At 41.5% G+C, this 24432-nt stretch carries 27 protein-coding genes; 19 read left to right on the plus strand and 8 right to left on the minus strand.

Annotated elements, in window-relative coordinates; genetic code table 11:
• Nucleotides 1-153: 153 nt before the first annotated feature.
• Complete coding sequence (locus BCY91_RS10325) at nucleotides 154-1989, plus strand: UbiD family decarboxylase (RefSeq protein ID WP_120181886.1); 1836 nt, start codon at nucleotides 154-156, stop codon at nucleotides 1987-1989.
• Nucleotides 1990-2034: 45 nt separating this feature from the next.
• Here BCY91_RS10325 and BCY91_RS10330 read toward each other — a convergent pair whose 3' ends face one another.
• Together BCY91_RS10330 and BCY91_RS10335 are read right to left on the minus strand one after the other, a co-directional pair.
• On the minus strand, nucleotides 2035-3057 hold the full coding sequence (locus tag BCY91_RS10330; protein ID WP_120181887.1) for a type I asparaginase: 1023 nt from the start codon (nucleotides 3055-3057) through the stop codon (nucleotides 2035-2037).
• Between the two features lie 42 nt (nucleotides 3058-3099).
• Entirely contained in the window at nucleotides 3100-3867 is a 768-nt protein-coding gene (locus BCY91_RS10335) for a TatD family hydrolase (RefSeq protein WP_120181888.1), read from the minus strand.
• Nucleotides 3868-3994: 127 nt separating this feature from the next.
• Here BCY91_RS10335 and BCY91_RS10340 point away from each other — a divergent pair, with 127 nt between their 5' ends.
• The 3 genes from BCY91_RS10340 to BCY91_RS10350 all read left to right on the plus strand — a co-directional run bounded on the left by BCY91_RS10340 (nucleotide 3995) and on the right by BCY91_RS10350 (nucleotide 5308).
• Nucleotides 3995-4582 (plus strand): hypothetical protein, encoded by a 588-nt coding sequence (locus BCY91_RS10340; RefSeq protein ID WP_120181889.1) that lies wholly within the window; start codon nucleotides 3995-3997, stop codon nucleotides 4580-4582.
• A gap of 70 nt (nucleotides 4583-4652) precedes the next feature.
• The gene (locus tag BCY91_RS18070) at nucleotides 4653-4946 is read left to right on the plus strand and encodes a type II toxin-antitoxin system HigB family toxin (protein ID WP_394341553.1); all 294 of its coding nucleotides are present in this window, start codon (nucleotides 4653-4655) and stop codon (nucleotides 4944-4946) included.
• A gap of 2 nt (nucleotides 4947-4948) precedes the next feature.
• Nucleotides 4949-5308: a helix-turn-helix domain-containing protein gene (locus BCY91_RS10350; RefSeq protein ID WP_182995357.1), complete on the plus strand. Its 360-nt coding sequence runs from the start codon at nucleotides 4949-4951 to the stop codon at nucleotides 5306-5308.
• Nucleotides 5309-5321: 13 nt separating this feature from the next.
• Here the strand turns inward: BCY91_RS10350 and BCY91_RS10355 are convergent, their stop codons facing one another.
• Nucleotides 5322-5951 (minus strand): LysE family translocator, encoded by a 630-nt coding sequence (locus tag BCY91_RS10355; RefSeq protein WP_120181892.1) that lies wholly within the window; start codon nucleotides 5949-5951, stop codon nucleotides 5322-5324.
• 144 nt (nucleotides 5952-6095) lie between these two features.
• On the opposite strand from BCY91_RS10355, the gene BCY91_RS10360 reads away from it, so the two are divergent.
• Entirely contained in the window at nucleotides 6096-6560 is a 465-nt protein-coding gene (locus tag BCY91_RS10360; RefSeq protein ID WP_245989077.1) for a deoxycytidylate deaminase, read from the plus strand.
• Between the two features lie 4 nt (nucleotides 6561-6564).
• Here BCY91_RS10360 and BCY91_RS10365 read toward each other — a convergent pair whose 3' ends face one another.
• Nucleotides 6565-6762 carry a hypothetical protein gene (locus BCY91_RS10365; protein WP_120181893.1) on the minus strand — a complete coding sequence of 66 codons (198 nt, stop codon included), beginning with the start codon at nucleotides 6760-6762 and terminating at the stop codon, nucleotides 6565-6567.
• Nucleotides 6763-6874: 112 nt separating this feature from the next.
• Here BCY91_RS10365 and BCY91_RS10370 point away from each other — a divergent pair, with 112 nt between their 5' ends.
• The 5 genes from BCY91_RS10370 to BCY91_RS10390 all read left to right on the plus strand — a co-directional run bounded on the left by BCY91_RS10370 (nucleotide 6875) and on the right by BCY91_RS10390 (nucleotide 10769).
• Entirely contained in the window at nucleotides 6875-7108 is a 234-nt protein-coding gene (locus tag BCY91_RS10370) for a hypothetical protein (protein ID WP_120181894.1), read from the plus strand.
• Nucleotides 7092-7391, plus strand: a complete 300-nt coding sequence (locus BCY91_RS18075; protein ID WP_120181895.1) for a type II toxin-antitoxin system RelE/ParE family toxin — start codon at nucleotides 7092-7094, stop codon at nucleotides 7389-7391. Before BCY91_RS10370 ends, BCY91_RS18075 begins: the two co-directional genes overlap by 17 nt.
• Before the next feature lie 30 nt (nucleotides 7392-7421).
• The gene (locus tag BCY91_RS10380) at nucleotides 7422-8009 is read left to right on the plus strand and encodes an AraC family transcriptional regulator (protein WP_449421215.1); all 588 of its coding nucleotides are present in this window, start codon (nucleotides 7422-7424) and stop codon (nucleotides 8007-8009) included.
• 83 nt (nucleotides 8010-8092) lie between these two features.
• Nucleotides 8093-10507, plus strand: a complete 2415-nt coding sequence (locus tag BCY91_RS10385) for a heavy metal translocating P-type ATPase (protein WP_120181896.1) — start codon at nucleotides 8093-8095, stop codon at nucleotides 10505-10507.
• 37 nt (nucleotides 10508-10544) lie between these two features.
• Complete coding sequence (locus BCY91_RS10390) at nucleotides 10545-10769, plus strand: heavy-metal-associated domain-containing protein (protein WP_120181897.1); 225 nt, start codon at nucleotides 10545-10547, stop codon at nucleotides 10767-10769.
• An 82-nt stretch (nucleotides 10770-10851) separates the two neighbouring features.
• Here the strand turns inward: BCY91_RS10390 and BCY91_RS10395 are convergent, their stop codons facing one another.
• From BCY91_RS10395 to BCY91_RS10410, 4 genes are all read right to left on the minus strand, one after another.
• The gene (locus tag BCY91_RS10395) at nucleotides 10852-12882 is read right to left on the minus strand and encodes an OmpA family protein (RefSeq protein ID WP_245989079.1); all 2031 of its coding nucleotides are present in this window, start codon (nucleotides 12880-12882) and stop codon (nucleotides 10852-10854) included.
• A 4-nt stretch (nucleotides 12883-12886) separates the two neighbouring features.
• On the minus strand, nucleotides 12887-13870 hold the full coding sequence (locus tag BCY91_RS10400; protein WP_120181899.1) for a PorP/SprF family type IX secretion system membrane protein: 984 nt from the start codon (nucleotides 13868-13870) through the stop codon (nucleotides 12887-12889).
• Complete coding sequence (locus BCY91_RS10405) at nucleotides 13863-14972, minus strand: gliding motility-associated C-terminal domain-containing protein (RefSeq protein ID WP_182995358.1); 1110 nt, start codon at nucleotides 14970-14972, stop codon at nucleotides 13863-13865. Before BCY91_RS10405 ends, BCY91_RS10400 begins: the two co-directional genes overlap by 8 nt.
• Nucleotides 14973-15080: 108 nt before the next feature.
• A complete protein-coding gene (locus BCY91_RS10410; protein ID WP_120181901.1) occupies nucleotides 15081-15797 on the minus strand; it encodes a hypothetical protein in 717 nt (238 codons plus the stop codon).
• A gap of 205 nt (nucleotides 15798-16002) precedes the next feature.
• On the opposite strand from BCY91_RS10410, the gene BCY91_RS10415 reads away from it, so the two are divergent.
• The 9 genes from BCY91_RS10415 to BCY91_RS10455 all read left to right on the plus strand — a co-directional run bounded on the left by BCY91_RS10415 (nucleotide 16003) and on the right by BCY91_RS10455 (nucleotide 24429).
• Nucleotides 16003-16848 carry a transketolase gene (locus tag BCY91_RS10415; RefSeq protein WP_120181902.1) on the plus strand — a complete coding sequence of 282 codons (846 nt, stop codon included), beginning with the start codon at nucleotides 16003-16005 and terminating at the stop codon, nucleotides 16846-16848.
• Nucleotides 16849-16914: 66 nt separating this feature from the next.
• Nucleotides 16915-17868 (plus strand): transketolase family protein, encoded by a 954-nt coding sequence (locus tag BCY91_RS10420; protein ID WP_120181903.1) that lies wholly within the window; start codon nucleotides 16915-16917, stop codon nucleotides 17866-17868.
• A gap of 70 nt (nucleotides 17869-17938) precedes the next feature.
• Nucleotides 17939-18490, plus strand: coding sequence for an RNA polymerase sigma factor (locus tag BCY91_RS10425; RefSeq protein ID WP_120181904.1), 552 nt, complete (start codon nucleotides 17939-17941; stop codon nucleotides 18488-18490).
• A 38-nt stretch (nucleotides 18491-18528) separates the two neighbouring features.
• Nucleotides 18529-19110, plus strand: a complete 582-nt coding sequence (locus tag BCY91_RS10430; RefSeq protein ID WP_120181905.1) for a hypothetical protein — start codon at nucleotides 18529-18531, stop codon at nucleotides 19108-19110.
• A gap of 4 nt (nucleotides 19111-19114) precedes the next feature.
• Entirely contained in the window at nucleotides 19115-19549 is a 435-nt protein-coding gene (locus tag BCY91_RS10435) for a hypothetical protein (protein ID WP_120181906.1), read from the plus strand.
• Between the two features lie 46 nt (nucleotides 19550-19595).
• The gene (locus tag BCY91_RS10440) at nucleotides 19596-20780 is read left to right on the plus strand and encodes an aspartate aminotransferase family protein (protein ID WP_120181907.1); all 1185 of its coding nucleotides are present in this window, start codon (nucleotides 19596-19598) and stop codon (nucleotides 20778-20780) included.
• Nucleotides 20781-20828: 48 nt separating this feature from the next.
• Nucleotides 20829-22061 (plus strand): cation:proton antiporter, encoded by a 1233-nt coding sequence (locus BCY91_RS10445; protein WP_120181908.1) that lies wholly within the window; start codon nucleotides 20829-20831, stop codon nucleotides 22059-22061.
• Nucleotides 22062-22124: 63 nt separating this feature from the next.
• The gene (locus tag BCY91_RS10450; protein WP_120181909.1) at nucleotides 22125-23531 is read left to right on the plus strand and encodes a PQQ-dependent sugar dehydrogenase; all 1407 of its coding nucleotides are present in this window, start codon (nucleotides 22125-22127) and stop codon (nucleotides 23529-23531) included.
• Between the two features lies 1 nt (nucleotide 23532).
• Complete coding sequence (locus BCY91_RS10455) at nucleotides 23533-24429, plus strand: ABC transporter ATP-binding protein (RefSeq protein ID WP_120181910.1); 897 nt, start codon at nucleotides 23533-23535, stop codon at nucleotides 24427-24429.
• Nucleotides 24430-24432 lie beyond the last annotated feature (3 nt).

Raw genomic sequence — 24432 nt, forward strand, 5'->3', positions numbered from 1 at the left:
GTTGCAAAAATTAAGTGTGCAAATTACACATAATATCCAAATTAAGCATGTACGAATTAAGACAAGGAAGGGGACAAAGCCGTAAAATCAAAAAATGACGGCTATCATGCAATAATTATGGCAATGCAAGCATTAAAAAGCCATATTTGCGCTATGGGTTACAAAAATTTGCAACATTGCGTTGATGATTTAGAAAATCACGGGCGCTTAATACGCATTAAAGAAGAAGTTGATCCTCATTTAGAAGCGGCGGCCATCCATTTAAGAGTTTACGAAAACCAAGGGCCCGCACTTTATTTTGAAAATTTAAAGGGTTGCAAATTCCCTGCTGTTTCTAACCTATTTGGTACGGTAGAACGTAGCAAATTTATGTTCAGAGATAGCCTAGATAAAATTAAAACCCTTGTTGAATTAAAAAACGACCCTTTAAAGGCCATTAAAAACCCTTTAAAGTACGCTTCGGTATCGCTTACCGCTTTATCTGCCTTGCCCATGAAGGTCAGTAGCAATGCGCCTATCAGTTTTGGAAAATGCAGGATACAAGATATCCCCGGAATTGTTAACTGGCCCATGGACGGCGGACCGTTTGTGACCATGCCTCAGGTTTACACAGAAGATATTGATAAACCCGGGATTATGAACGCCAATTTAGGCATGTACCGCATACAGTTACAAGGAAATGATTATATTTTAAACGAAGAAATAGGTTTGCACTACCAGTTGCACCGCGGCATTGGTGTGCACCAAACAAAAGCAAACGCCCAAAACAAACCTTTAAAGGTGAGCATTTTTGTTGGCGGCCCACCCGCACACCCACTTGCTGCGGTAATGCCTTTGCCCGAGGGTTTATCAGAAATGATTTTCGCCGGTGCTTTAGGCAACCGCCGGTTCCGCTATTTTTACGATAATGAAGGCTTTTGCATTTCTGCCGATGCCGATTTTGTGATTACCGGAACCGTGCAACCCATGCAAAATAAACCTGAAGGGCCTTTTGGCGATCATTTGGGCTATTACAGCTTAACGCACCCCTTCCCGCTGATGAAGGTGCACAACGTTTACCATAAAAAAAATCCAATTTGGAGTTTTACCGTGGTAGGCCGGCCGCCACAAGAAGACACTAGTTTTGGCGAGTTGATCCACGAAATTGCCGGAAGTGCTATTCCGCAAGAAATTCCCGGTTTACACGCTGTAAACGCAGTTGATGCCGCCGGGGTGCATCCTTTGCTTTTTGCCATAGGCAGCGAGCGTTATACGCCTTATTTAAGTGAACGGAAACCGCAGGAAATTTTAACCATTGCAAACCATATTTTAGGAAAAAACCAGCTCAGTTTAGCGAAATACTTGTTTATATGCGCCAAAGAAGACCGTCCCGATTTAGACATTTACAACATCCAAGCCTTCCTGAGCCATATTTTACAGCGCATTGATTTAAGTCGGGATTTACATTTTTACACCAAAACCACCATTGATACGCTGGATTACAGCGGAAGCGGTTTAAACACGGGATCAAAAGTAGCTTTTACCGTAGCCGGGAGCGTGAAGCGCGGTTTATGCAACAGCTTACCGGAGAATCTTAATCTTCCGAATATTTTTGAGGCTAAACTGGTTATGCCGGGCGTAGCCGCTGTAAATGCCCCCCAATATATCGATGAAGCTAGCGCTAAAGCCGAAATTGATTTACTAAATGAATCGTTAAAAAAACAGGATTTAAATAACTTACCCTTATTGGTGCTGTGCGATGATGCCGGCTTTACCGCCAAAAACTTGAACAACTTTGTGTGGGTAACTTTTACGCGCAGCAACCCAGCAACAGACATCTCGGGCATCAATAGCTTTACCGAACATAAACATTGGGGTTGCAAAGGGCCACTAATTATTGATGCACGCATTAAACCGCACCATGCACCGCCCTTGGTTATGGATGAAAAAGCAGAGGCAAAAGTTGATGAACTGGCAAAAAAAGGCGGTTCTTTGTATGGTATTGTATAGGCAAAACCTTCCGAAACTTTATAATATCGGAAGGCTCGTAGCTCGTCAGTTTTTAGTCAACTCTCCTCTTATGGAAGTGCTTAAACGGCGTAACAGCCTATCGCGGGGATAGTCTCTGCCCAGCAGATACATCAATTTGGTTACTGCGGCCTCAAAAGTCATATCATAACCGTTAATAACGCCCATTTCTTTTAAGGCGCTGCTGGTGGCGTAACGCCCCATCTCTACAGAACCGACTTTACATTGCGAAATATCTAGGATGATTTTCCCTTTATCAATAGCCCGTTTTAGCTTATCCAAAAACCATTTAGCGGTGGTGGTGTTCCCAGTGCCAAAAGTTTCCATAATAATGGCTTCGGCATCAGAGTTTAATACGGCATCTACAATTTCCGGACTTATGCCCGGATACAGTTTTAACACGCCCACATTATTGCTCACATTGGTATGCACTTTCAAAATCGGCTTCTCTAGTTTGCCTATGACCGCATCGTTGTAACGGATATGCACGCCCGCCTCTACCAAAACCGGGTAGTTGGGCGAGCGGAAAGCTTCAAACTTTGCCGAATTGTATTTAAAAGTGCGGTTTGCCCGATAAAGCTTATTCTCAAAATAGATAGATACTTCTGGCACACGCGCCTTGCCATCTTCTAATTTTGCCGATGCAATTTCTAAAGCGGTGATAAAGTTTTCCTTGGCATCTGTACGCACCTCGGATATAGGCAACTGCGACCCCGTAAAAATCACCGGTTTACCCAATCCTTCCAGCATAAAACTAAGTGCAGAGGCTGTAAAAGCCATTGTATCCGATCCATGAAGAATCAAAAAGCCGTCATGGTCTTCATAATTATCATGAACGAGTTTTGCCAAGAAAGCCCAGATTTCGGGCGTCATATCAGAAGAATCGATAATCGGATCGAAGGAGTAAACAGTCAGTTCATAATCCATCCGGCGCAACTCTGGCACGTTCTCAATAATCTGCTCAAAGGTAAAGGGGCGTAAAGCTCCCGAAACAGGATCTGTGATCATACCGATGGTTCCACCCGTGTATATCACAAATATTTTAGTCATTTTGCCTTATGGTTGATGAAGCGCAAATTAACGCTTTATGATTTAGATGCCAAAAACTTTGTATGAATTAGCGGTAGTCACTTCGGCCACCTTTTCTAAGCTGCACTGCTTAATATCTGCCACTTTTTGAGCCGTGTGGATAAGGTACGAGCTTTCATTGGCTTTGCCCCGGAAAGGAACCGGCGCTAAATAAGGTGCGTCTGTTTCTAAAACCAGATGTTCTAAATCTATGGCCTCTACCACCTTATCCAAACCTGCTTTTTTGTAGGTAACCACCCCACCGATACCCAAATAAAAACCTAAATCTATTGCCCGTTGTGCCTGTGCCAAATCGCCGGTAAAACAATGGAAAATCCCGCGCAAATGCTCATCCTTTTGGCTGTCTAAAACCTCAAAAACCTCTTCAAAAGCATCTCTGCAATGGATTACAATGGGCAGGTTTAGGTTTTTAGCTTGCTCTATCTGCAGATTAAAGGCCTGCTGCTGTTGTTTTAAAAAAGTTTTATCCCAATATAAATCAATCCCAATTTCGCCGATGGCGTAAACTTTGTTGGCGCTTATCGCTTCTGCGATGATAGCCAATTCATCCAAATAATTTTCTTTCACATCACAAGGATGCAAGCCCAGCATCGGAAAACAGTTCTCAGGATAATTTTTGGCAATATCAAACACCAAAGGCATGGATTTGCTATCCACGTTGGGCAAAAACAAACGTGTTATGTCATTTAAAATACAACGCTCAAGCTGTTGCGCCTGCTTCACGGGGTCCGTTTCGTAATAAATATGGGTATGTGTATCTGTCAGCACCATTTCCTTAAAATTTGTGCAAAATTAAAAATTACCGTCGAGATGTGCTTAGCTTGATAGCTTCTTATGCGTTAAATCCATTTTTTAGGATTGGTACGTATTTTGGCTTTTTGCCAGATAAAAAACAAGAATGAAAAATATTTATTACAGCCTGATGATTGGCGCCAGTTTTTTGTTTTCCCAATGCAACAATACATCAAATAAGGCTCAAAACAGCCAAAAAGCAGATATGCAACAAGTAAGAGGCGATAGCTCGGCCAAGGCCACTGGACATCTTGAGCTTGCCGATAGTACAGTTTCTACCGACACTACACCAAACCAAAACAGCCCAAATAAAACAGCGAAATCCGTAAAATATGCGGGCAAACATCCTATTACCTTGCAGTGGATTAGCTGGGACCAGCCAGGGTCGGCTTTGGTTAAACCCTTAGACGATATTTGGTATAGTATTAAAGGTTCGCAGAAAAATAAAGAAGGCGATTATTTGCAGATTGATGGAAAAATTAGGCGCTTAGATCAAAAAACTTTAGAATTCGAAGGCACAATAATTACCAAAGTAAATTACAACAACAATGGCCAAGCTTGTGTAAAAGAAGGTAAACAGATTTTTTACGGAAAAGGTAGTCGCAGTTATTACCGCCTACAAAACATGGGCAATTGCGAAGAAAACAACGTGGTTGACTATGTGGATATTTATCCGGGTAAAAGTTCTTTGTGAGAAAGTTCACATTTTGTAAACTTTCAGTATCTTTTACATATGAAAGTGCTGGTTAAACGGACGATACATTATTACTTACAAAAGTAATCCCACCGCAAGCAAAGCACAACTTTCATGGGAAAATGAGTTCTCGAAAGTTGACTTTCAAAATTTTAATGAAATAAAAAAGGTATACAAGAACGCAAGTTGTCGCAAACCACGCGTAATTTTTAACATAAAAGGAAACGATTTTAGATTGATAGTTTCGGTTAACTTTATACAACAAGCTTATGTGATTTGGTTTGGTCCTCATAAAGAATATGACACAATAGACGTTGAAACAGTGAGGTTTGACAAAAACATAAACAACTTTAGGAAGGGATGAATATGAACTGGACTATTTTAAAAACAGAAGAGGATTACACGGAAGCCAGTGAACGTTTGATGGACATATTTCACGCGGTTCCGAATACAGCTGAGCATGACGAACTTGAATTGCTTTCACTATTAATTGAAGATTATGACAAAAAGCGTTACCAGTTACCTCGGGTTGACGTGCGAGACATAATTAAAGCAAAAATGCAAGAGAGAGGTCTGAAAAATAAAGATCTAGAACCTATAATCGGTAGCAAAAGCTACGTATCCTCTATACTATCAGGCGAAAGAGACATAACGTTAAGGATGGCTGTGAAGTTACGAGATTTCTTTAATCTTCCTTCCGACTTGTTTTTGCAGGCACAATCTTAACTTCTTTTTACTATTAAATCAGCGACTGTCCCGCAACTAAATTATAAATCAGCTTTAAAGCAAAAACAATAATTAAAGCGCCTGCAACGCGATTAAGGTTTTGAATATTTTTAGGCTTTATTCTGTAACGAAGTTTATAAGCGAAATAAGCTTTTAGGGTATCCATCCCAAAAAGGGTTAACAAAATGGATCCAAAAAACGGAATGATTTGAGCAGAGCTAAGTTCACCGTAAATAGAATAAACCCCGCTGGCTACGCTTACCCAATACAATAAAATAAAAGGATTAAAAATGCACATGAAAAATCCTTTGAAAAAGTAACCTGCGTGCTTAATTCGCGATGACTCTTCTACGTAAGTAATTTCTACCTTTTTTAGCAAATAATATAAGCCGATACTGAGTAATATCACACTGCCAACAACGCCGATGGGCATGCGATATTTACTTTCGAAACTGAGCAAGGAAGTGCCAAAAAGTGTGATGGTCATGTAAATAAAATCGCTGATAACCACACCTGTTGCGAGCGCGACACCGGCGTAAAAACCTTTTTCGATACTGGTTTTAATCAAGGCAAAAAATACCGGACCGGTTAAAAAAGAGAGTACAATTCCTAAACCAATTCCGGATATGATAAGTTCGAGCATTAACCTTTTTTTGATTGCCTATCCCTGCGAATATGCAATTTTCGCAGGCAAAAACATAGTTTAATTTTCATTGAACGCCCTTTTATACGAATAAATTGCACGTTAAAACGAGTTTAACTTATCTTCGCATTCATTTTTAGAGAGATGACAAAAGACAAAAAAGCTAGCTTTGACAGTATCTTCATGAATTTAGCCAGTGATTTGGCTTCCCGCTCGCACTGTGTAAAACGGCAAGTGGGCGCGGTTTTAACTAAAGACACGCGAATAATCTCCATAGGTTACAACGGACCGCCTGCCGGCACACACAACTGCGACGAGGAATGGCCAGAAACGGGATGCCCGCGCGACTCCAGAAACAGCTGTTCTTTAGCATTGCACGCCGAGGAAAACGCCATCCTTTACGCGGTAAAAAACGGGGCACAAATCCAAGGTTCAACCTTATACACTACTTTATCGCCTTGTATCGCTTGTGCGCGCCTCATTTTAACATCGGGCATTAAGCACGTTTATTTCAAAGATTCTTACGCCGCTTACAAAGGCTTAGCAAGCGATGAGGGCGTCGATTTTTTGAACAAGTTTGGTGTTAGGTGCGAATATTTGCCACGCTAAAACCTTACAACTCTTCGTCATCATCCTCATCAGGCAACACAAAATCGTCGCCGAACTCTTCGTTTACATCGTGTGCCCATTGCTCTTCATTGGTAGCTTCGTGCAGGTTTTCTTTTTGTTTGTTAACAATTTTATCTGGCTGATTAGTGATTTTATCAGGATTAATTTGTCCCCTGGCTTTAGGATCTTTTGGAGTTTCCATGATTTTTTGTTTTTTATCGGAAAACAAAAAACCGACCAGACTGTATTGATGAGTCACTTTTTTTTGCGGTGGCTAGCGCATATTTTTTTAATTTTGTAAAAAGACAAAGTGTATGAATTCTGCCAATGTAAATAAGAAAGCGGAGCTGATTAAGTGGCTTCTGACAGTTGAAGATGAGTTTGTTCTTGATCAAGTAGCTATCCTCAAGATGAATGATAATAGGGATTGGTGGACTTTAATTTCTGAAGAAGAAAGAACTGCTATTGAAAATGGACTGAGAGATGCAGATGATAACAAGTTGGTTACGCATTCGGAGGTAAAAAAACTCTATGAAAAGTGGCTATAAAATCCGTTGGACTAGTCATGCTTTGTCAGAACTTAAGCACACTATTAATTACTTAAGATTAAATTTCTCAGAAAGAGAGCTTAAAAGATTAGCCTCAGAAATTGAACGAACATTAGATTTGATTACTGAGAACCCACTAATGTTTCCACACGTAAAAATTAAAAATGTACATCGGGCAGTTATATTAAGGTTTAACACTCTTTATTATCGCATTCATAACGAGGAAATTCAGATTATATCGTTTTTTTCTAACAGAAAGAATCCAGAAAAACGAAAGTTTTAAAAATGAGGTAAATAAATTTTAAAAGTCCGCATGGACACCACAGCCATCAATTTTATGCCCAAACTCTTTATTAAAAATATGGTTTGCAAACGTTGCATTATTGCTGTTGAACACGAATTGCAAAAGCTGGATTTAAAAGCTAGCCATATCGAATTGGGTGAAGTTACTTTACAAGAAAACCCAAACCTTCTCCAAAAAGCAAACTTGGAAAAAGCGCTTTCTAAAATTGGTTTTGAACTAATTGACGACCGCAAAAGCAGGATTATCGAAAAAATAAAAAACACCATTATCGTGCTGGTACATCAGCAAAACAATCATGCTAAACTCAATCTTTCGGACCTTTTAAGCGAAGAATTACATCAAGATTACAGCTACCTCTCCAACCTGTTTTCCGAAATTGAAGGCATCACTATCGAAAAATATTTTATAGCCCAAAAAATAGAGCGGGTAAAAGAACTTTTAGTTTATGATGAACTATCATTAAGTGAGATTGCGAATTTGCTCAACTACTCCAGCGTAGCCTACCTCAGCAATCAGTTTAAAAAAACAACCGGGTTAACGCCAAGCCATTTTAAACAGGTAAAAACCAATAAGCGGAAACCTTTAGACGAGGTTTAAAATTTTACAACAACGCTCCAAAATAGCGCAGCCTAAAGCGTTTATTTATCGCCAATTTTGTAGGTGACATCAATTTTTACATCATGGCAAAAAAATATCCATACAATATTTACCTTCCGCTAGAGGGTGTAGAGAGCGAGCATTGCGCATTAATTGTAGGAAAAGGACTTTCAAAAGTTGAGGGAATTTCTGCAGCAAGCGTAGAATTGAACAACCGCCGCGCTTTAATCACATTGCAATCAAAAGAAGCGCTAAACAATGCAATTAAAGCGGTTAAAGATTTAGGTTACGGTGTTAGCGAAAAAACAGATAGCTATCCGGTTTTGGGAATGAGCTGCGCCTCTTGCGCGACCAGCGCAGAGAACATTGTAAACAGAACTGCGGGCGTAGTGGAAGCCTCGGTTAACTACGGCACCGGCAACTTAAATGTTAAATACCTGCCTAATATAGCCAATGCAACAACTTTTAAACACGCCCTGCAAAAAAGCGGATATGATTTATTGGTGGAAGAAACCCAAGCGCAACAAGAGCAATTGGAGAGCATCCATCATAATAAATTGAAAAGCCTGAAACAGAAAACCTTTTGGGCGGTGGCACTGGCTTTACCAGTAGCCCTTATCGGGATGTTTTTTATGAACATGCCTTATGCTGATTACATCATGTGCTTTTTTGCCACGCCTGTGGTACTGTGGTTTGGTCGGGATTTCTTTGTAAACGCTTGGAAACAGGCCAAACACCGCTCGGCAAATATGGATACGCTGGTGGCTATGAGTACCGGCATTGCCTACATCTTCAGCGTGTTCAATCTGTTATTTGCCGATTTTTGGCACCGTAGAGGCTTACACGCGCATGTTTACTTTGAAGCTGCGGCAGTCATCATCGCTTTTATACTCTTGGGTAAACTGCTTGAAGAAAAAGCGAAGAGCAATACATCAACCGCCATAAAAAAACTGATGGGTTTACAGCCGAAAACAGTGACTGTGTTAGATGCCGAAGGAAACGAGCGCAGCATCTTAATTGACGAAGTGACTTTAAACCAGACGATTTTAATAAAACCGGGAGAAAAAATACCGGTGGACGGCGAAGTAATTGAAGGCTCATCTTACGTAGATGAAAGCATGTTAAGCGGCGAGCCGGTGCCCTTGCAAAAAGCACAAGGCGACCGTGTTTTTGCCGGCACCATTAACCAAAAAGGGAGTTTCAGGTTTAAAGCACAAAAGGTAGGTAAAGAAACCATGTTGGCGCACATTATAAAGGCGGTGCAAGATGCACAAGGAAGCAAAGCGCCAGTGCAAAAGTTGGTTGATAAAATTGCAGGCATTTTTGTGCCAACGGTGATGTTAATTGCACTTCTAACATTCATCACATGGATAATTTTTGGCGGAGCAAACGGGCTGGCACAGGGCTTATTGGCTGGCATTACCGTATTGGTTATTGCCTGCCCTTGTGCATTGGGCTTGGCTACCCCTACCGCGATTATGGTGGCCGTGGGCAAGGGCGCGTCCAGTGGGATTTTAATTAAGGATGCAGAAGCGCTGGAATTGGCAAAAAAAGTGGACGCCATCATTTTGGACAAAACCGGCACTATCACTGAAGGCAAACCCGAAGTTGCCGATATTGCCTGGCTAAACAACAAAGATAGCTTTAAAGACATCCTTTCGCAGTTAGAAAAACAATCCGAACACCCACTTGCAGAAGCGGTAGTGAGATATATTGGCAAAACAGAAAATATCGCCATCGAAAATTTCGAAAGTATTACCGGAAAAGGAGCAAAAGCTGATTTTGGAAACCAAACCTATTTTGTAGGCAACCCATCTTTGCTTGCGGAACATGATATCACTTTGGATAGCGCATTGTTACAAATGGCGCAAAAATGGACCGCAGAAGCAAAAACGGTCATCTGGTTTGCCGATAAGCAACAGGCTTTGGCTGTATTGGCTATCGCGGACCAGATTAAAGAAAACTCGGCGAAAGCCATTAAAGAATTGCAAGCACTTGGCTTAGATTTATTTATGCTAACCGGCGACAATGAGGCTACCGCGCAGGCAATTGCCAAAGAAACGGGCATTAAAAACTACCGTGCAGAAGTGTTGCCCCAGCATAAAGCAGATTTTGTACAAGAACTGCAAAAGCAAGGAAAAACGGTAGCCATGGTGGGCGACGGCATAAACGACAGTACCGCTTTAGCCACCGCCGATGTTAGCATAGCCATGGGGCGAGGGAGTGATATAGCCATGGATGTAGCGAAAATGACCATCCTTTCATCAGACTTAATGCGCATTCCGCAAGCCATCAAACTATCCAAACAAACCGTTGTCACAATTAAGCAAAACCTGTTTTGGGCATTTATCTATAACGTAATCGGCATCCCTTTGGCAGCGGGTATTTTATATCCGTTTAACGGATTTTTGCTAAACCCGATGATAGCAGGCGCCGCAATGGCTTTAAGCAGCGTTAGCGTGGTGAGCAATAGCCTACGCCTGAAATGGAAAAAGTAACTTATATAGAAACTCAAATCTCTAATACAATTAAAAAATGAAAAACTATAAAACGTTGAAATTTAAAACCACACTAAATTGTGGCAACTGCGTAGCAAAAGTTCAGCAAAAGCTTGATGAATTGCTAGGCGCTGGCCAATGGAAAGTAGATACGGATAATCCTGATAAAATACTTACGGTAACTACCGAGGCAGAAAAGGAAGATGACGTAATAGATATTGTTGAAAGCGCCGGCTTTGATATTGATACAGTTGACGCATAAATTCAAAAAACAATAATATCATTAAAAAACAAAAGGCCGCGAAATTCATCGCGGCCTTTGTTGGGTTAATCTAATCTATGTATTATTGTTGTGTGCCACTAATTAATGGGAAAATCGGGTTTAAGCTGTAGCCGGGCACATAAGAAATCACCGGTTCTACTTTTACCACCTTAAACTCTGTCCGCCGGTTTAGCTGGTGCTCAGCCTCCGTGCATTTCACGCCATCTTTACACTGGTTTAATAGTTGCGTTTCGCCGTAGCCGTTAGCGCTTAAGCGTTCTTTATCCGCACCTCTTTTTAACAAATAGTTCTCGGCAGACAAGGCGCGTTTTTTAGACAGGGCCATATTATAAGCTGCTTTTCCGCGCGCATCTGTATGCGAACGCAACTCGATATTTACGTTAGGCGTATTTTTCATAAAGTTGAGCACCTTTTGCAATTCCGGCTCGGCATCTTTACGGATATTGTACTTGTCAAAATCGTAATAAATATTGTTTAACCGTACCAAGTAAGCCTCTTCGCCTTTTTCTACCTCAAACTTCACATTATATACCGTTGATGAGGTAGCGCCTTTTGTGGTAATTTCACCTTGCTGGCGGTTAAAATATTTATCTAAATCGCCACGCACTAAGTAATCTGTTTCTGGCGCTAAATCAAACCTGAAATTCCCTTCTTCATCGGATAATAAGCTTTTTTCTTCACCCGTACTTTTATTTACCAGAAACACACGTATGCCTTCTAAAGGAGCGCCATCTTCTTTTTGCACTACTTGTCCGTTAACGGCAAAGAATTTTTGTTTCGGACGTTCGTTAAACTGATAAATATCATCCATTCCTTTCCCGCCCGGACGGTTTGAAGAGAAAAATCCCGTTAGGTTATCGTCAAAATAATAGATACCGAAATCGTCTTTTGCCGAGTTGATGGGTGCTCTTAGATTTTCCGGTTCGCTCCAATTGTCTTTTGCGCCGTTTGCCGAAAAAATATCCAGTCCGCCAATGGTGATATGTCCGCGCGAAGAGAAAAACAGCTTGCCGTCTTTACGTACGGTCGGAAAAACCTCATCGTATCTGGTGTTTATAGCCGGTCCGCAGTTTTTAGGCTTGGACCATCCCGAACCTTGTTTTTCGCAATAAAACAAATCCATCCCACCTAAAGTTCCCGGCATATCCGAAGCAAAATAAAGGGTGTTTCCGTCTGGGCTTAAAGCCGGATGTTGTACAGAATAATCAAAAGGTTTGTTATAAGCGAATGATTGTGCCTGCGACCATACACCGTTTTGTTTGGTGGCGTAAAAAATTGCTTTCTTAAACACCACGTCCTTAGTTTTTGACGGTTTTTCATCAACGGTGGTTACACCTGCCTTTGTAAAAAACAAGGTGTTTCCATCGGCACTTAAAGTGGCTGGTCCTGCATGGTAATTATCGTTTATTTGCTCTGGCATCAGCGTAAGCTTCATGTTGCCGTTAAATACACCGCTATCGGCAGGTTCTGCTTGGTAAAGCTTTAGGTACGGATTACCCGTCCAGCCATAAATTTTAGGAGATTTTTTTTCGGTAATGGGTTTTAAAAACTCCCTATCTGATACAAAAATGAAACCTTTCCCGTAAGGGATAGGCGAAAAATCCGAGTTTTTGGTGTTAAAACCAGCTTCGTTGGTTACTTCGATATCTGTATTCGGGTTATCTAGCCAGATACGCGCAGCATCGCAACTGTTCGCTAGTTTTACGGCCTCATCGCTTTGCGCAGGTACACGCTCGGCATATATCAGGTAATTGCGTTTGGCTTGCTCAAACTTTTCGTTTTCTTTTAGCGCATCCGCATAGTAAATGTAGTTGATTGGGTTAAAGCCAGGGAAAGTTAACACAGTGGCATAAGCTTTCTCTGCCATGATGGAGTTGTTGGTGAAACGATAGCAATTAGCCAACTTTTCGGCTACTTCTAAAGTTGGGTTTTTCTCCATCACACGCTCATAAATCTCAATGGCGTATTTATAATCGTATTTTTCGTAGTATTTGTTTGCCTTTCCTAAATCATCAGAAAACAAGGCAAATGGCACCAAGTAAATGATTAAGCCCGAAAAAAACAGAATAATTAAAAGCCTTTTTATCTTCATTGCCTTAGAAATAACGTGGTGATAAAATGCTGTACTCTTTGCGCTGGCCAAAAGTGTAGCCTATTGAAATCTCGTGCGAACCATTATCAAAACCTCTAAGCCCCGAAACCGAATAATCGTACGCATAGCCAATCCTGAGAGATTTGCCCGCGTAAATTTCTGCCATGCCAACTATTGCATCACCCGCTTTCACATTGCCCTGGGCAACGTTTTTCTTCCATAAGTTTAAAGATGTGCGGTATGAGACGCCCAACCAAACTTTCTCTCCTAACAAGAAAAAATTATTAATATCCAAATTGCTGGGCCCTTTGGTGTCTTCTTTCAGCAAAAACGAAGGTTTAAACTTCAAAAAATCATTTACATCTACCAAATAACCGGCTGTTAAAAAGAAATGTTGCCCCTGTTTTATCACCAGGTTTTTGGCAGCGGTGCTATAATTTACCGCCCCCGTTAAAAGATTGGTAGCAGAAAAGCCCGCATAAAACTTTTGGGTACTGTAATGGATGCCAACACGTGCATCTGGCACTATAAAGGATAATTTACCGCCCGCAAAGTTACCGTCTGATGGATCATCGAAATGCGCATCGCCGTTATCTAAAACGAATTGCCCCATACCTAAACCTAAACCAAAGGCTAGGGTGCCTGTTTCAGATACTTTTAACTTATAAGCGTAGTTGAGGTATGCGTTTGACTGGCGCTGCAAGCCTATTTTATCATTAACAATGCTTAGTGCCAAGCCCACTTTATCACTCGCAAAACTACCGTCCAGCACCAAAGACTGCGTTTGCGGGGCGCCATCTACACCCACCCACTGGCTACGGTGCAAGGCACTTAAATTCAAAGTACTTTTATAGCCCGCGTAGGCCGGGTTAATTACCAATGAATTAAACATGTACTGGCTATACTGCGCATCTTGTTGCGCCACAGCATAAAAAGTACTCGCCAATAAAGCAAGGCATAATATTGCGCTTTTCTTTATTTTAATCATTGCGTAGCAAGGTTATGAAGCCCTTATAAACCTTAGCTTCGTTATTAATAGTAACTTTTAACAAATAAAAATAGGTGCCTTTACTTAAACCCTTGCCGTCCCAGGCATTTGCATTATTATAAGCTTTAGCGCGATACACCTCGCTGCCCCAACGGTTTAAGATGGTGAGTTCGTTATCCGGAAAAAGGTCAATATTTTTAATTAGCCAAGTGTCGTTTTTACCGTCACCATCTGGCGAAAAACTGTTGAAAATAGTAATGGGGTCGTTAGTTGGCGTAATAAACGACATCGTTAAAGGCAGCTTGCTTGCAGGCTTTAAAGCTGTGTAAGTAATCAGCTTATAGTCGGGTTGCGATGCCCCAGACGGTCTAACATTAGACACGCCGGCCTTTTCCCACAGTCCAAAATTTATCCAGTTCACCAGCTGGTTAAAATCACCGTCTGTGTTTTTATCAAAAGCAAATTGATACTCCAGCTGGCTTGTACCGTTTTTTTGATCGGCCAAGTAAAAATAGTGCGAATTAACTTCGTTTACATCAAAACGTTTTAATGCTCTATCATAACCTTCGGCGCTGGGATCTTTGTTCACAAAGCTTAAACCGATGGTATTGTCCAAATTATCTTTTGCTTGTACAGTCACCGGACGATAAATAAACGTACCTGTGATTTTTGAGCCTAGTGGGAAAATATAATCATCGGCGGTGTTGGTGTGGCGATAAAAATAGCCTTTTGCATCACTGCTGATGAAACCTGTGCTGTAGCTTAATGCGTTGGTTGCGGTTGCCAACAGTTCTAAATTTTTATCCTCAATGGCAAGCTCCCGATCTTTTAAATCCAGAGTGGCGCGTACATCTGCATTTGCGCCTAGCTTTTTTATCCCCGTGCCCGCTAAAATCAAATTAGGGAAAATCGTTTTTGCCGAGCCTGTTATGATTTGATCGGCACCGTTTAAGCTAACCTTACCGGTAGAAGCTAACTGAAAAGCCCCTGCCGCATCGTTGTTTGCCCAGTTGCCGCTTAGGTTTAAATCGCCAAACAGCAAAATACTGCCACTGATATTTATAAAATCGGTATTGATGTTTAAAGCAACTCCGTTTTGCACGCTAATTACACTGCCGTTATTAACAAATTGCGCACGAGCGGGCGCCGTTGCCCAACAAAGCAAAGCACATAAGAGAAGTATGTTTCGTACCAAGCCCATTAACAATAATTAAAATATAGCTAGTTGAAAGTTTCCGCTTATAGAGATTGGCGCCGCGGTACTGTTGTAAAATTTCACTGATACCTCGTTAGCGCCACTTACCCATGCGTGTGAAATAACCAATCCGTTAGGCAAATCGAATGCGGGCGAACATAACACCGCGTTGCTACTACCAACGCCCGGAAACGTAAAACTTTGCGTTGAAAAACCATTAGCGGCAACCGTTGCTCCGCTTACGGCTACTTGTTTTTTATTGTTTTTATTAAAATTAAAACGGTTCCATACCAAAACCAGAGGGTTTAAAGAATCGTAATTGCGCTGGTAAATGTCACCGCTTGCCTCATCCAAATACAAATCATTTACCTTACCCATATTGGCCGGCACACCTTGCCCTGTAAACCAGGTTAAGCCCTCGCCCACCTCGGCCCATTTTGCGCCGTCCCAATAATTAAATTTTGAAGCATCGCTATTATAAATTAACAGGCCGTTAGCCGGCGATGCAATCGCATTACGCTGCGCAACGGTTAAGCGCGGCACTAACACCCCTTTTGAAGTAGAAACCACATCCAAGGCTGCCGAAGCATTTGGAGTAGCCGTGCCAATACCTACCGAACCCTGAGCGTGAGCGGATAGGGCATAGGCCACAACTAAAAACAATACAAGGGGCAAAACACGGATAAAGCTGGACTTATCTTGAAAAAAAACGTACAGTAAAGATTTTTTCATACTCTCAAAAAGTTATCAACGTTACGTTATAAACATTGCGAATACTGTTAAACGTAGGTTTCTGATTGTTAAACAAAGATTATTTATAAAAAACTATTCAAAACAAAAAGTTTTCCACAGCATGTTGTTAACATCATCAATCAAATAAACAGTTACCGCTTTCGAGTATTTTATTTACTTTAGCCGGATTATTACAAAACAGCATATGACACTAGATAATGACGATTTGAAACGCATGGCCTCTCAGGTAAGAAGAGACATCGTACGCATGGTTTACGAATGCCAATCTGGCCACCCCGGAGGTTCTTTAGGTTGTACCGATTACCTTGTTGCCTTATACTTTAACATTATGAAACACGATCCGTCTTTCAACATGGACGGTATCGGAGAAGATCTTTTCTTCTTATCCAACGGCCACATTTCGCCTGTTTTTTACAGCGTATTGGCACGCTCGGGATATTTTGATAAATCGGAGTTGAAAACTTTCAGAAAATTAAACTCCAGGTTGCAAGGCCACCCTACTACACATGAAGGTTTACCGGGCGTGCGTGTAGCTTCGGGTTCGCTTGGCCAGGGCATGTCTGTTGCCATTGGCGCTGCGCTTGCTAAAAAATTAAATAACGACGACCGCTTAGTTTTTACTTTACACGGCGACGGCGAATTGCAAGAAGGACAGAATTGGGAAGCTGCAATGTTTGCTCCGTTTAACAAAGTTGATAACTTAATCTGCGCAATCGATGTCAACGGACAACAGATAGACGGCCCTACCGATAAAGTTTTAGGTCTGTTAGATTTGCACCAGAAGTTTTCTGCTTTCGGATGGGAAGTAATGCACATGGACGGCAATGAAATGGACGAAGTTTTACGCGTTATCGAGCTAGCGAAAACTAAAACCGGCCAAGGCAAACCAATTGTTATTTTGATGAAAACAGAAATGGGCAAAGGTGTTGATTTTATGGAAGGTTCTCATAAATGGCACGGTGTTGCGCCAAACAAAGAACAACTTGATGCTGCTTTAGCGCAGTTAGAAGAAACTTACGGCGATTACTAAGCGTTACAACCTTAAAATAATCAAATGTGTTGCACCAGGCAACAATCAACATAAAATATTACAGTAGTGAAAAAATACACATATACAGAAAAAAAAGATACCCGCTCTGGTTTTGGAGCAGGACTTTTAGAAGCAGGTAAAAAGAACGACCAGGTTGTGGCATTATGTGCTGATTTGGTGGGCTCTTTAAAAATGCAAGACTTCATCAACGCTTTTCCTGAAAGATTTATACAAGTAGGTATTGCAGAAGCAAACATGATTGGTATGGCCGCCGGTTTAACCATTGGTGGTAAAATTCCGTTCACCGGTACTTTCGCAAACTTTTCTACCGGCCGTGTTTACGATCAAATTCGCCAGTCGGTGGCCTATTCTGATAAAAACGTGAAAATTTGCGCATCGCACGCAGGTTTAACTTTAGGTGAAGATGGCGCAACACACCAAATTTTAGAAGATATTGGTATGATGAAGATGTTACCGGGGATGACGGTAATTAATCCTTGCGATTATAACCAAACCAAGGCAGCAACTATGGCCATTGCCGAACACGAAGGTCCGGTATACCTACGTTTTGGCCGCCCAGTAGTGCCTATTTTCACAGATCCTGATCAAAAATTTGAGATAGGAAAAGCTTGGATGGTAAACGAAGGTGCAGATGTAAGTATTTTTGCTACCGGCCACTTGGTTTGGGAAGCTATTTTAGCAGGCGAAAAACTTGCCGAAGAAGGTATCGATGCAGAAATCATCAACATCCACACCATTAAACCTTTGGATGAAGAAGCAGTATTAAAATCTGCAAAGAAAACCGGATGCGTAGTAACTTGCGAAGAGCACAACCGTTACGGTGGTTTGGGCGAAAGCATCGCACAGTTGCTATCTACCCACCAACCAACACCAATGGAGTTTGTTGCGGTTAACGATACCTTCGGCGAAAGCGGCACGCCAGCAGAGCTGATGAAAAAGTACGGTTTAGACAGCAGCAACATTATCGATGCCGTTAAAAAAGTGATGAAAAGAAAATAATTTCATTTCGAAAAAAACATAAATTTATAAGCCGAAGCAAACACTTCGGCTTATTTTTTTAAACCAATTTATGCAACAGGTAGAAGATTCTGATATCCTCAAAAAATTTGAAGATGAGCAAACACGCAACGAAGCCTTCTCTCTGTTACTCAAAAAATACCAGCAAAAAGTATATTGGCACATACGCCGGATGGTGCTTAACCATGACGATGCGGACGACCTTACCCAAGACGTTTTTATAAAGGTTTGGCGAAATCTTTCGTCTTTCAGGCAAGATTCGCAGCTTTATACATGGTTGTACCGTATTGCCAGCAATGAGTGCATCACCTTTTTAAACAAGAAAAAAGCAAAGCAACAGGTTTCTTTAGATGATTTATCAGAACAGCTGACTTCCAACTTAAATGAAGAAAACTATTTCAGCGGCGATGCCATCCAAAAGAAATTGCAGCAGGCTTTACTTACCCTCCCAGAAAAACAGAAATTGGTTTTTAACATGAAATATTACGACGACATGAAGTTTCAAGAGATATCCGATGTATTAGGGACCAGCGTGGGCGCTTTAAAAGCATCGTACCATTTGGCTGTAAAAAAAATAGAGCAATTTCTGCTTTCTAACGATTAGAAATTAAACCTTTTGCCATAAAATCAATCAATAAAAACATGAGCAACAGAGTAGAAGACAGGTACTTGGCGGAGGAAGCACCTTTGTTGGCGGGCATTCCGAAACATCAAGTTTTTACTACGCCCGAAGGTTATTTCGAGAATTTAGAAAGCCAAATAAACCGCAATGTGTTATTGGAAAGTTTGCGCGGGCAAACACCTTTTGAGCTTCCGGAAGCTTATTTTTCGCAACTGGAGGCACAGCTTGTTGCACGCACCAAATTGGAAACAACGCTATCAGGAACAAACGAAGGTTTTTCTGTTCCACCAGCCTACTTTGTCACTGCACAAAACCGCATCCTACAAAAAACAACCGGACTGCAAGACGCCAAAATCCGTAGATTTAATTTTGCCAAATATGCGGCGGCAGCCTGTATCTTGCTCACTACCTTTGCTGGCGGATATTTTAATGTAGCGCGCAATACTTCGGTAACTTATCAGCTGTCTAAAGTGCCTGCTAAAGAAATAGAACGCTATTTAACACAACATCCTGAAAACAACGACGTGCCTATGTTATTGGAAAACATCGACGAAGATTTCGACTTTGATTTTACCACACCAGAAGTTGAAACCCTCAATTAATTTGATGATGAAAATTTTGTTAAACATCCTGATAGTCTGCGTTTTTAGCTTTGGACAAGTTTTGGAAGCTTCGGCACAAAAAGCACCCAAAAAAAACAAGCAGATTGAAGCCGTTAAAATGGGCTTTATTGCTGGCAGATTGCAATTGAGCGCCGACGAAGCTAAAGCTTTTTGGCCCGTTTATACGCAGTACCAAACCGAGTACAACCAGCTATTAGTAGAAAAGCGAAAAAATCGTGCGGCAAACATCAACAATGCAGAAAAAGCGGTGGACGATGATTTTTATTACGATACCAAACTGCTAGAGTTGAAAAAAAGCTACCGTAATAACTTTAGAAAAATTTTACCGGCAGAAAAACTAAAAAAACTGTACCAAGCCGAACGCGATTTTAGGGAGGAATTGATTAAACAGCTAAAGAACAGAAAAAACGCAAATTAAATGGCGCGCAACATCAGCGGCGTTGCAAATGACTTATCTTTGCGCCATGCTTAGTCAAAAACAGCTTTTTTTACTCAATACCGCCCAAACTTCCAACTTCCCGCGTCTTTTAGAAATTGAAAAAGCGGAAGGAAATTACCTCTACGACCCTCAAGGTAAACCATACCTCGATTTAGTTTCGGGTTTTGCTGTAAGCAATATTGGCCATCGCCACCCTAAAGTGATTGACGCCATCCAGCAGCAGCTGCAAAAATATTTGCACGTAACCGTTTACGGCGAGTTTGTGCAATCGCCGCAGGTAAATTTTGCAAAAAAACTCAGCGAAGTTTTGCCTCAGAACCTTTCTTCTGTTTACTTCACAAACTCCGGCGCCGAAGCTACTGAAGGCGCACTAAAGTTGGCTAAACGCTACACCAACCGGTCAGAAATTATTGCCTTTACAGGCGCTTATCACGGCAGCACGCACGGCGCGTTAAGCGTAATGGGAAATGAACATTATAAACAAGCTTACCGACCGCTATTGCCCGATATCAAATTCATCCAGCTTAACACCCTTCCAGATTTAGCAAAAATCACCAACAAAACTGCGGCTGTAATTTTAGAAGCTGTACAAGGCGAGGCAGGCATACGCGTGCCAGATTTGGCATACATACAAGCGCTACGCAAACAATGTGACGATACCGGCACACTTCTAATTTTTGATGAGATACAAACTGGTTTTGGCCGTACCGGAAAGCTTTTCGCTTTCGAGCACTACGGCATTGTGCCTGATGTTTTGCTGATTGCCAAAGGTATGGGCGGCGGAATGCCTATCGGCGCTTTTGTTTCATCTGCGGATATCATGGGCGTATTAAAAGACAACCCAATTTTAGGCCATATTACCACTTTTGGTGGGCATCCGGTGAGCTGCGCCGCCGGTTTAGCTTCATTAAATGTGATTTTAGATGATGGACTGACCCACAATGTAGCGCAATTTGAAAAATTGTTTAAAAGCAAGTTGCAACATCCAAAAATTAAAGAAACCCGAGGCTTAGGCTTGATGATTGCAATACAGCTTTCGGATTTTGCAGAAGTGGAAGCCGTGAGCAAAAAATGTTTGGATGATGGCCTAATTATAGATTGGTTTTTACACTGCGATAGTGCTTTACGCGTAGCGCCGCCTTTATCCATTACCGAAGAAGAGATAAATTTTGCTTGCAGCACCATTTTAAAAGCCTTGTCAAGCCTATAAAGCCTGGCATTTTTTTGAAAGCCAGCGTGGGCACAAAAAAAATAAAGGATGAGCTTATATCATACTTTTTGTTTGCTAATTGCACTTTCGGCGCTGTTTGCATTCATTAATTCTAAATATTTACGTTTGCCGGCATCGGTTGGCTTAATGCTAATTGCAGTAGTTAGCTCTTTGGCCCTAGTGGTGGTTGGCCGTTTGTTTCCTTCCGTTTTGGGCGACGCCACTTCGCTTATCCAAAAGTTCGATTTTTCTGAGCTATTGCTCAACTGTCTGCTAAGCTTTATGCTTTTTGCCAGCGCCATTAACATCAATATCGAAGACCTAAGGAAAGAGAAACTGCCGGTAATCTTTTTCAGCACGTTTAGTGTGGTACTGTCCACTTTTGTGGTAGGAACCTTAGCTTATTTTGTACTTCCCTTATTTCATTTTAGCGTCCCGTACTTACATTGTTTATTGTTTGGTGCGCTCATCTCTCCTACAGACCCCATTGCGGTTTTAGGTATTTTAAGGGATATCAAGGTGCCTAAATCTATCGAAACAAAAATCTCTGGCGAGTCTTTGTTCAATGATGGAGTTGCCGTAGTCATCTTTGTGTCGATTTGGAGAGCAGCCAAATCGCCTCACCTGCCACAATTTTCTGATATTGCTTTATTGTTTCTGAAAGAAGCCATTGGCGGACTGCTCCTCGGGTTTGCGTTGGGATGGATAGGCTATCGCCTGATACGCAGCATTAACGATTACAAAGTAGAAGTGATGATTACGATAGCCGTTGTGATGGGAGGCTACACCCTAGCCAGCTTAATTGGATTATCAGGCCCCTTGGCAATGGGCGTAGCAGGAATTTTTTTAGGTAACCACGCCAAAAAATACGCAATGAGCGATAAAAGCACCGAGTACCTCTACAAATTTTGGGAGCTGATTGATGATATCCTTAATGCCATGCTATTTGTACTGATAGGATTACAGCTTTTACTGATCAAAAGCATTGGCGATTATTTGCTGATAAGTATGGTGATGGTGCTTATTATTTTGTGCGGCCGTTTCATTTCTGTTTTTGTGCCCTCATTCATCATCCGCTTTAGCGAGAAATTTCAGCGCAAAACGCTGTTGATACTAACTTGGGGGGGCTTACGCGGAGGTGTTTCTATCGCTTTGGCACTTTCATTAACTTACGACTTAAATAAAGACCTTTGGGTTTCTGTAACCTATTTTGTGGTAGCTTTTTCTATACTAGTGCAAGGCCTTACCATAGAAAGGCTAACCAAAGGCTTAAAAGTCTAAAAACACCCGTCTAGAATTTCCTAAAAATATTTATTTTGCTTATTATTCAATGCAGCATCAATCATGATTAAGGGAAAAACATTTTTAGTGATGGGCGTGGCAGGCGCAGTGGCTCTGCTATCCTTCAATTGGCAAAAAAATACGGGCGGCAAATCATCAGACCCAGAAAAAAACTACCAAGAGTACTGTGCAGGTTGCCATGGCGCACAAATGAATGCCTTCGCCGATAGAAAATGGAAGTATGGCAATAGCGCGGAGGATCTTTTCAAATCTATCAAATTCGGCAATAAAGATGACGGTATGCCGGCCTTTGCCCAAACATTTAGCGACGCTGAAATTAAAGCTTTGGCTGATTATATCTTGAAAGGCATCGCTAATGTGGACCGTTACAACTTTAACCAAAAACCAAAATCGGACTTATTTGAAACCGAAAACGGCAAAATAAAGCTGGAAAAGGTTTTTGGCGATGCAAAAAATGTTTGGGGAATGGCCTTTTTGCCCGGCGGAGAAATTTTAGCTACAGATAAATCGGGAGTTTTATATCTGGTAACCGAAGATGATAAAAGCAAAAAGATAAATGGTGTGCCTGCTGTACGTTTCGGCGGCCAAGGTGGCTTAATGGACGTATTGTTACATCCGGATTTTGCTAAAAACAAAACCATTTATCTAAGCTACTCTAAACCGCACGCAAGCAATAACAACTTACAAACCACCGCTATTTTTAAAGCTGTTTTTAGCGGTGATGCCTTACAAAGCGGCAAAGATATTTTTGTAGCCCAGCCCTATACTTCAACCCGCCACCATTATGGCTCTCGGATGGTGTTTGGCAAAGACGGAATGTTGTATTTCTCGGTAGGCGAACGGGGTAACGAACGCGAAAATCCGCAGAGTTTAGAAAATGGTCTGGGCAAAATCCACCGTATTGGTGCGGATGGTGAGATACCAAAAGACAACCCCTTTTATAACCGTAAAAATGCCGATCAAAGCATATACAGCTATGGCCATCGTAATCCGCAAGGTTTAGCGCTAAACCCGTTTACGCAACAACTTTGGGAACACGAACACGGTCCGCGTGGCGGAGATGAAATCAATATCATAAAAAAAGGTGCAAATTATGGTTGGCCAGTGGTGAGCTATGGGATCAATTATAACGGTAAAATTATTACCACTTTAACAGCGAAGGAAGGAATTGAAAATCCAATATTTTACTGGAACCCGTCTATCGCGCCAAGCGGAATGGCTTTTGTTAACAGCGACGTCTACAAAGGCTGGAAAGGCAATTTGCTGGTGGGCTCTTTAAGGTTCCAATACCTTAACCGCTGCGTAGTTAAAGACGGAAAAATAGTAAAAGAAGAGTTGTTATTTAAAAATATTGGGCGCGTGCGCGATGTACGCCAGGCGCCAAACGGATATGTTTATCTTGCTGTAGAAGGCGAAGGAATTTATAAACTTTTACCTCAACAAAAATAAAGTGCTAAGTATTAAAAATATTGTAAAAGAATATGCGAAACATCGGGCTTTAGATGATGTGAGCATGGAAATTGAGCAAGGGACAATTTTTGGTTTGTTGGGACCCAACGGTGCAGGCAAAACCTCGCTAATCCGCATTATTAATCAAATTACGGCGCCAGACAGTGGCGAAATTTTCTTTAACGGCGAAAAACTGGCACCAAAGCACATTAGCAAAATTGGTTACCTGCCAGAAGAGCGTGGCTTGTACAAGAAAATGGAAATTGGCGAGCAGATGCTGTATTTAGCACAGCTGAAAGGTTTGAGCAGAGCCGAAGCGACTAAAAGAATTAAGTTTTGGTTTGAGAAAATGGAAATTCAAAGCTGGTGGAAAAAAAAGGTGGAAGATTTATCAAAAGGGATGCAGCAGAAGGTGCAGTTTATTGCTACGGTTTTGCATCAGCCAGACTTGATTATTTTAGACGAACCTTTCTCGGGCTTTGACCCGGTAAACGCCGCGGTTATCAAAGATGAAATTCTGGAACTGAACAAAAACGGTGCAACCATCATTTTCTCTACCCACCGCATGGAATCTGTAGAAGAACTTTGCCAGCACATTGCGCTCATCCATAAATCGCATAAAATATTAGATGGCAGCTTAAAATCCATTAAAAACGCCTACCGCAACAACACTTTTAAAGTTGGCTTGGCGCATGATTTAAGCGACGTTACTTTACAAACCGCCTATCTGCTTGCAAGCCAAGAGAATGATGAGCAAACCGTGCACACCCTTAAATTAAAAGAGGGTTTTGCGGTAAATAATTTACTGCAAGAGCTGATCCCTATCAGCAGCATTAGCTCTTTGGAAGAGGTGATCCCGAGCGTTAATGAAATTTTCATCAAAACTGTAAAAGACTGATTT

Origin of the sequence: Pelobium manganitolerans, from assembly GCF_003609575.1 — a bacterium.
GTDB classification, from domain to species: Bacteria; Bacteroidota; Bacteroidia; order Sphingobacteriales; family Sphingobacteriaceae; genus Pseudopedobacter; species Pseudopedobacter manganitolerans.

What these genes read in the sequence shown, in the direction of transcription:
- BCY91_RS10380 (WP_449421215.1), top strand. Translation starts at nt 7,422, where the DNA reads ATGGACACCACAGCCATCAATTTTATGCCCAAACTCTTTATTAAAAAT.
- BCY91_RS10395 (WP_245989079.1), bottom strand. Translation starts at nt 12,882, where the DNA reads ATGAAGATAAAAAGGCTTTTAATTATTCTGTTTTTTTCGGGCTTAATC.
- BCY91_RS10410 (WP_120181901.1), bottom strand. Translation starts at nt 15,797, where the DNA reads ATGAAAAAATCTTTACTGTACGTTTTTTTTCAAGATAAGTCCAGCTTT.
- BCY91_RS18075 (WP_120181895.1), top strand. Translation starts at nt 7,092, where the DNA reads ATGAAAAGTGGCTATAAAATCCGTTGGACTAGTCATGCTTTGTCAGAA.
- BCY91_RS10400 (WP_120181899.1), bottom strand. Translation starts at nt 13,870, where the DNA reads ATGATTAAAATAAAGAAAAGCGCAATATTATGCCTTGCTTTATTGGCG.
- BCY91_RS10425 (WP_120181904.1), top strand. Translation starts at nt 17,939, where the DNA reads ATGCAACAGGTAGAAGATTCTGATATCCTCAAAAAATTTGAAGATGAG.
- BCY91_RS10340 (WP_120181889.1), top strand. Translation starts at nt 3,995, where the DNA reads ATGAAAAATATTTATTACAGCCTGATGATTGGCGCCAGTTTTTTGTTT.
- BCY91_RS10360 (WP_245989077.1), top strand. Translation starts at nt 6,096, where the DNA reads ATGACAAAAGACAAAAAAGCTAGCTTTGACAGTATCTTCATGAATTTA.
- BCY91_RS10350 (WP_182995357.1), top strand. Translation starts at nt 4,949, where the DNA reads ATGAACTGGACTATTTTAAAAACAGAAGAGGATTACACGGAAGCCAGT.
- BCY91_RS10440 (WP_120181907.1), top strand. Translation starts at nt 19,596, where the DNA reads ATGCTTAGTCAAAAACAGCTTTTTTTACTCAATACCGCCCAAACTTCC.
- BCY91_RS10325 (WP_120181886.1), top strand. Translation starts at nt 154, where the DNA reads ATGGGTTACAAAAATTTGCAACATTGCGTTGATGATTTAGAAAATCAC.
- BCY91_RS10335 (WP_120181888.1), bottom strand. Translation starts at nt 3,867, where the DNA reads ATGGTGCTGACAGATACACATACCCATATTTATTACGAAACGGACCCC.
- BCY91_RS10435 (WP_120181906.1), top strand. Translation starts at nt 19,115, where the DNA reads ATGATGAAAATTTTGTTAAACATCCTGATAGTCTGCGTTTTTAGCTTT.
- BCY91_RS10430 (WP_120181905.1), top strand. Translation starts at nt 18,529, where the DNA reads ATGAGCAACAGAGTAGAAGACAGGTACTTGGCGGAGGAAGCACCTTTG.
- BCY91_RS10415 (WP_120181902.1), top strand. Translation starts at nt 16,003, where the DNA reads ATGACACTAGATAATGACGATTTGAAACGCATGGCCTCTCAGGTAAGA.
- BCY91_RS10390 (WP_120181897.1), top strand. Translation starts at nt 10,545, where the DNA reads ATGAAAAACTATAAAACGTTGAAATTTAAAACCACACTAAATTGTGGC.
- BCY91_RS10450 (WP_120181909.1), top strand. Translation starts at nt 22,125, where the DNA reads ATGATTAAGGGAAAAACATTTTTAGTGATGGGCGTGGCAGGCGCAGTG.
- BCY91_RS10445 (WP_120181908.1), top strand. Translation starts at nt 20,829, where the DNA reads ATGAGCTTATATCATACTTTTTGTTTGCTAATTGCACTTTCGGCGCTG.
- BCY91_RS10385 (WP_120181896.1), top strand. Translation starts at nt 8,093, where the DNA reads ATGGCAAAAAAATATCCATACAATATTTACCTTCCGCTAGAGGGTGTA.
- BCY91_RS10330 (WP_120181887.1), bottom strand. Translation starts at nt 3,057, where the DNA reads ATGACTAAAATATTTGTGATATACACGGGTGGAACCATCGGTATGATC.
- BCY91_RS10355 (WP_120181892.1), bottom strand. Translation starts at nt 5,951, where the DNA reads ATGCTCGAACTTATCATATCCGGAATTGGTTTAGGAATTGTACTCTCT.
- BCY91_RS10370 (WP_120181894.1), top strand. Translation starts at nt 6,875, where the DNA reads ATGAATTCTGCCAATGTAAATAAGAAAGCGGAGCTGATTAAGTGGCTT.
- BCY91_RS10365 (WP_120181893.1), bottom strand. Translation starts at nt 6,762, where the DNA reads ATGGAAACTCCAAAAGATCCTAAAGCCAGGGGACAAATTAATCCTGAT.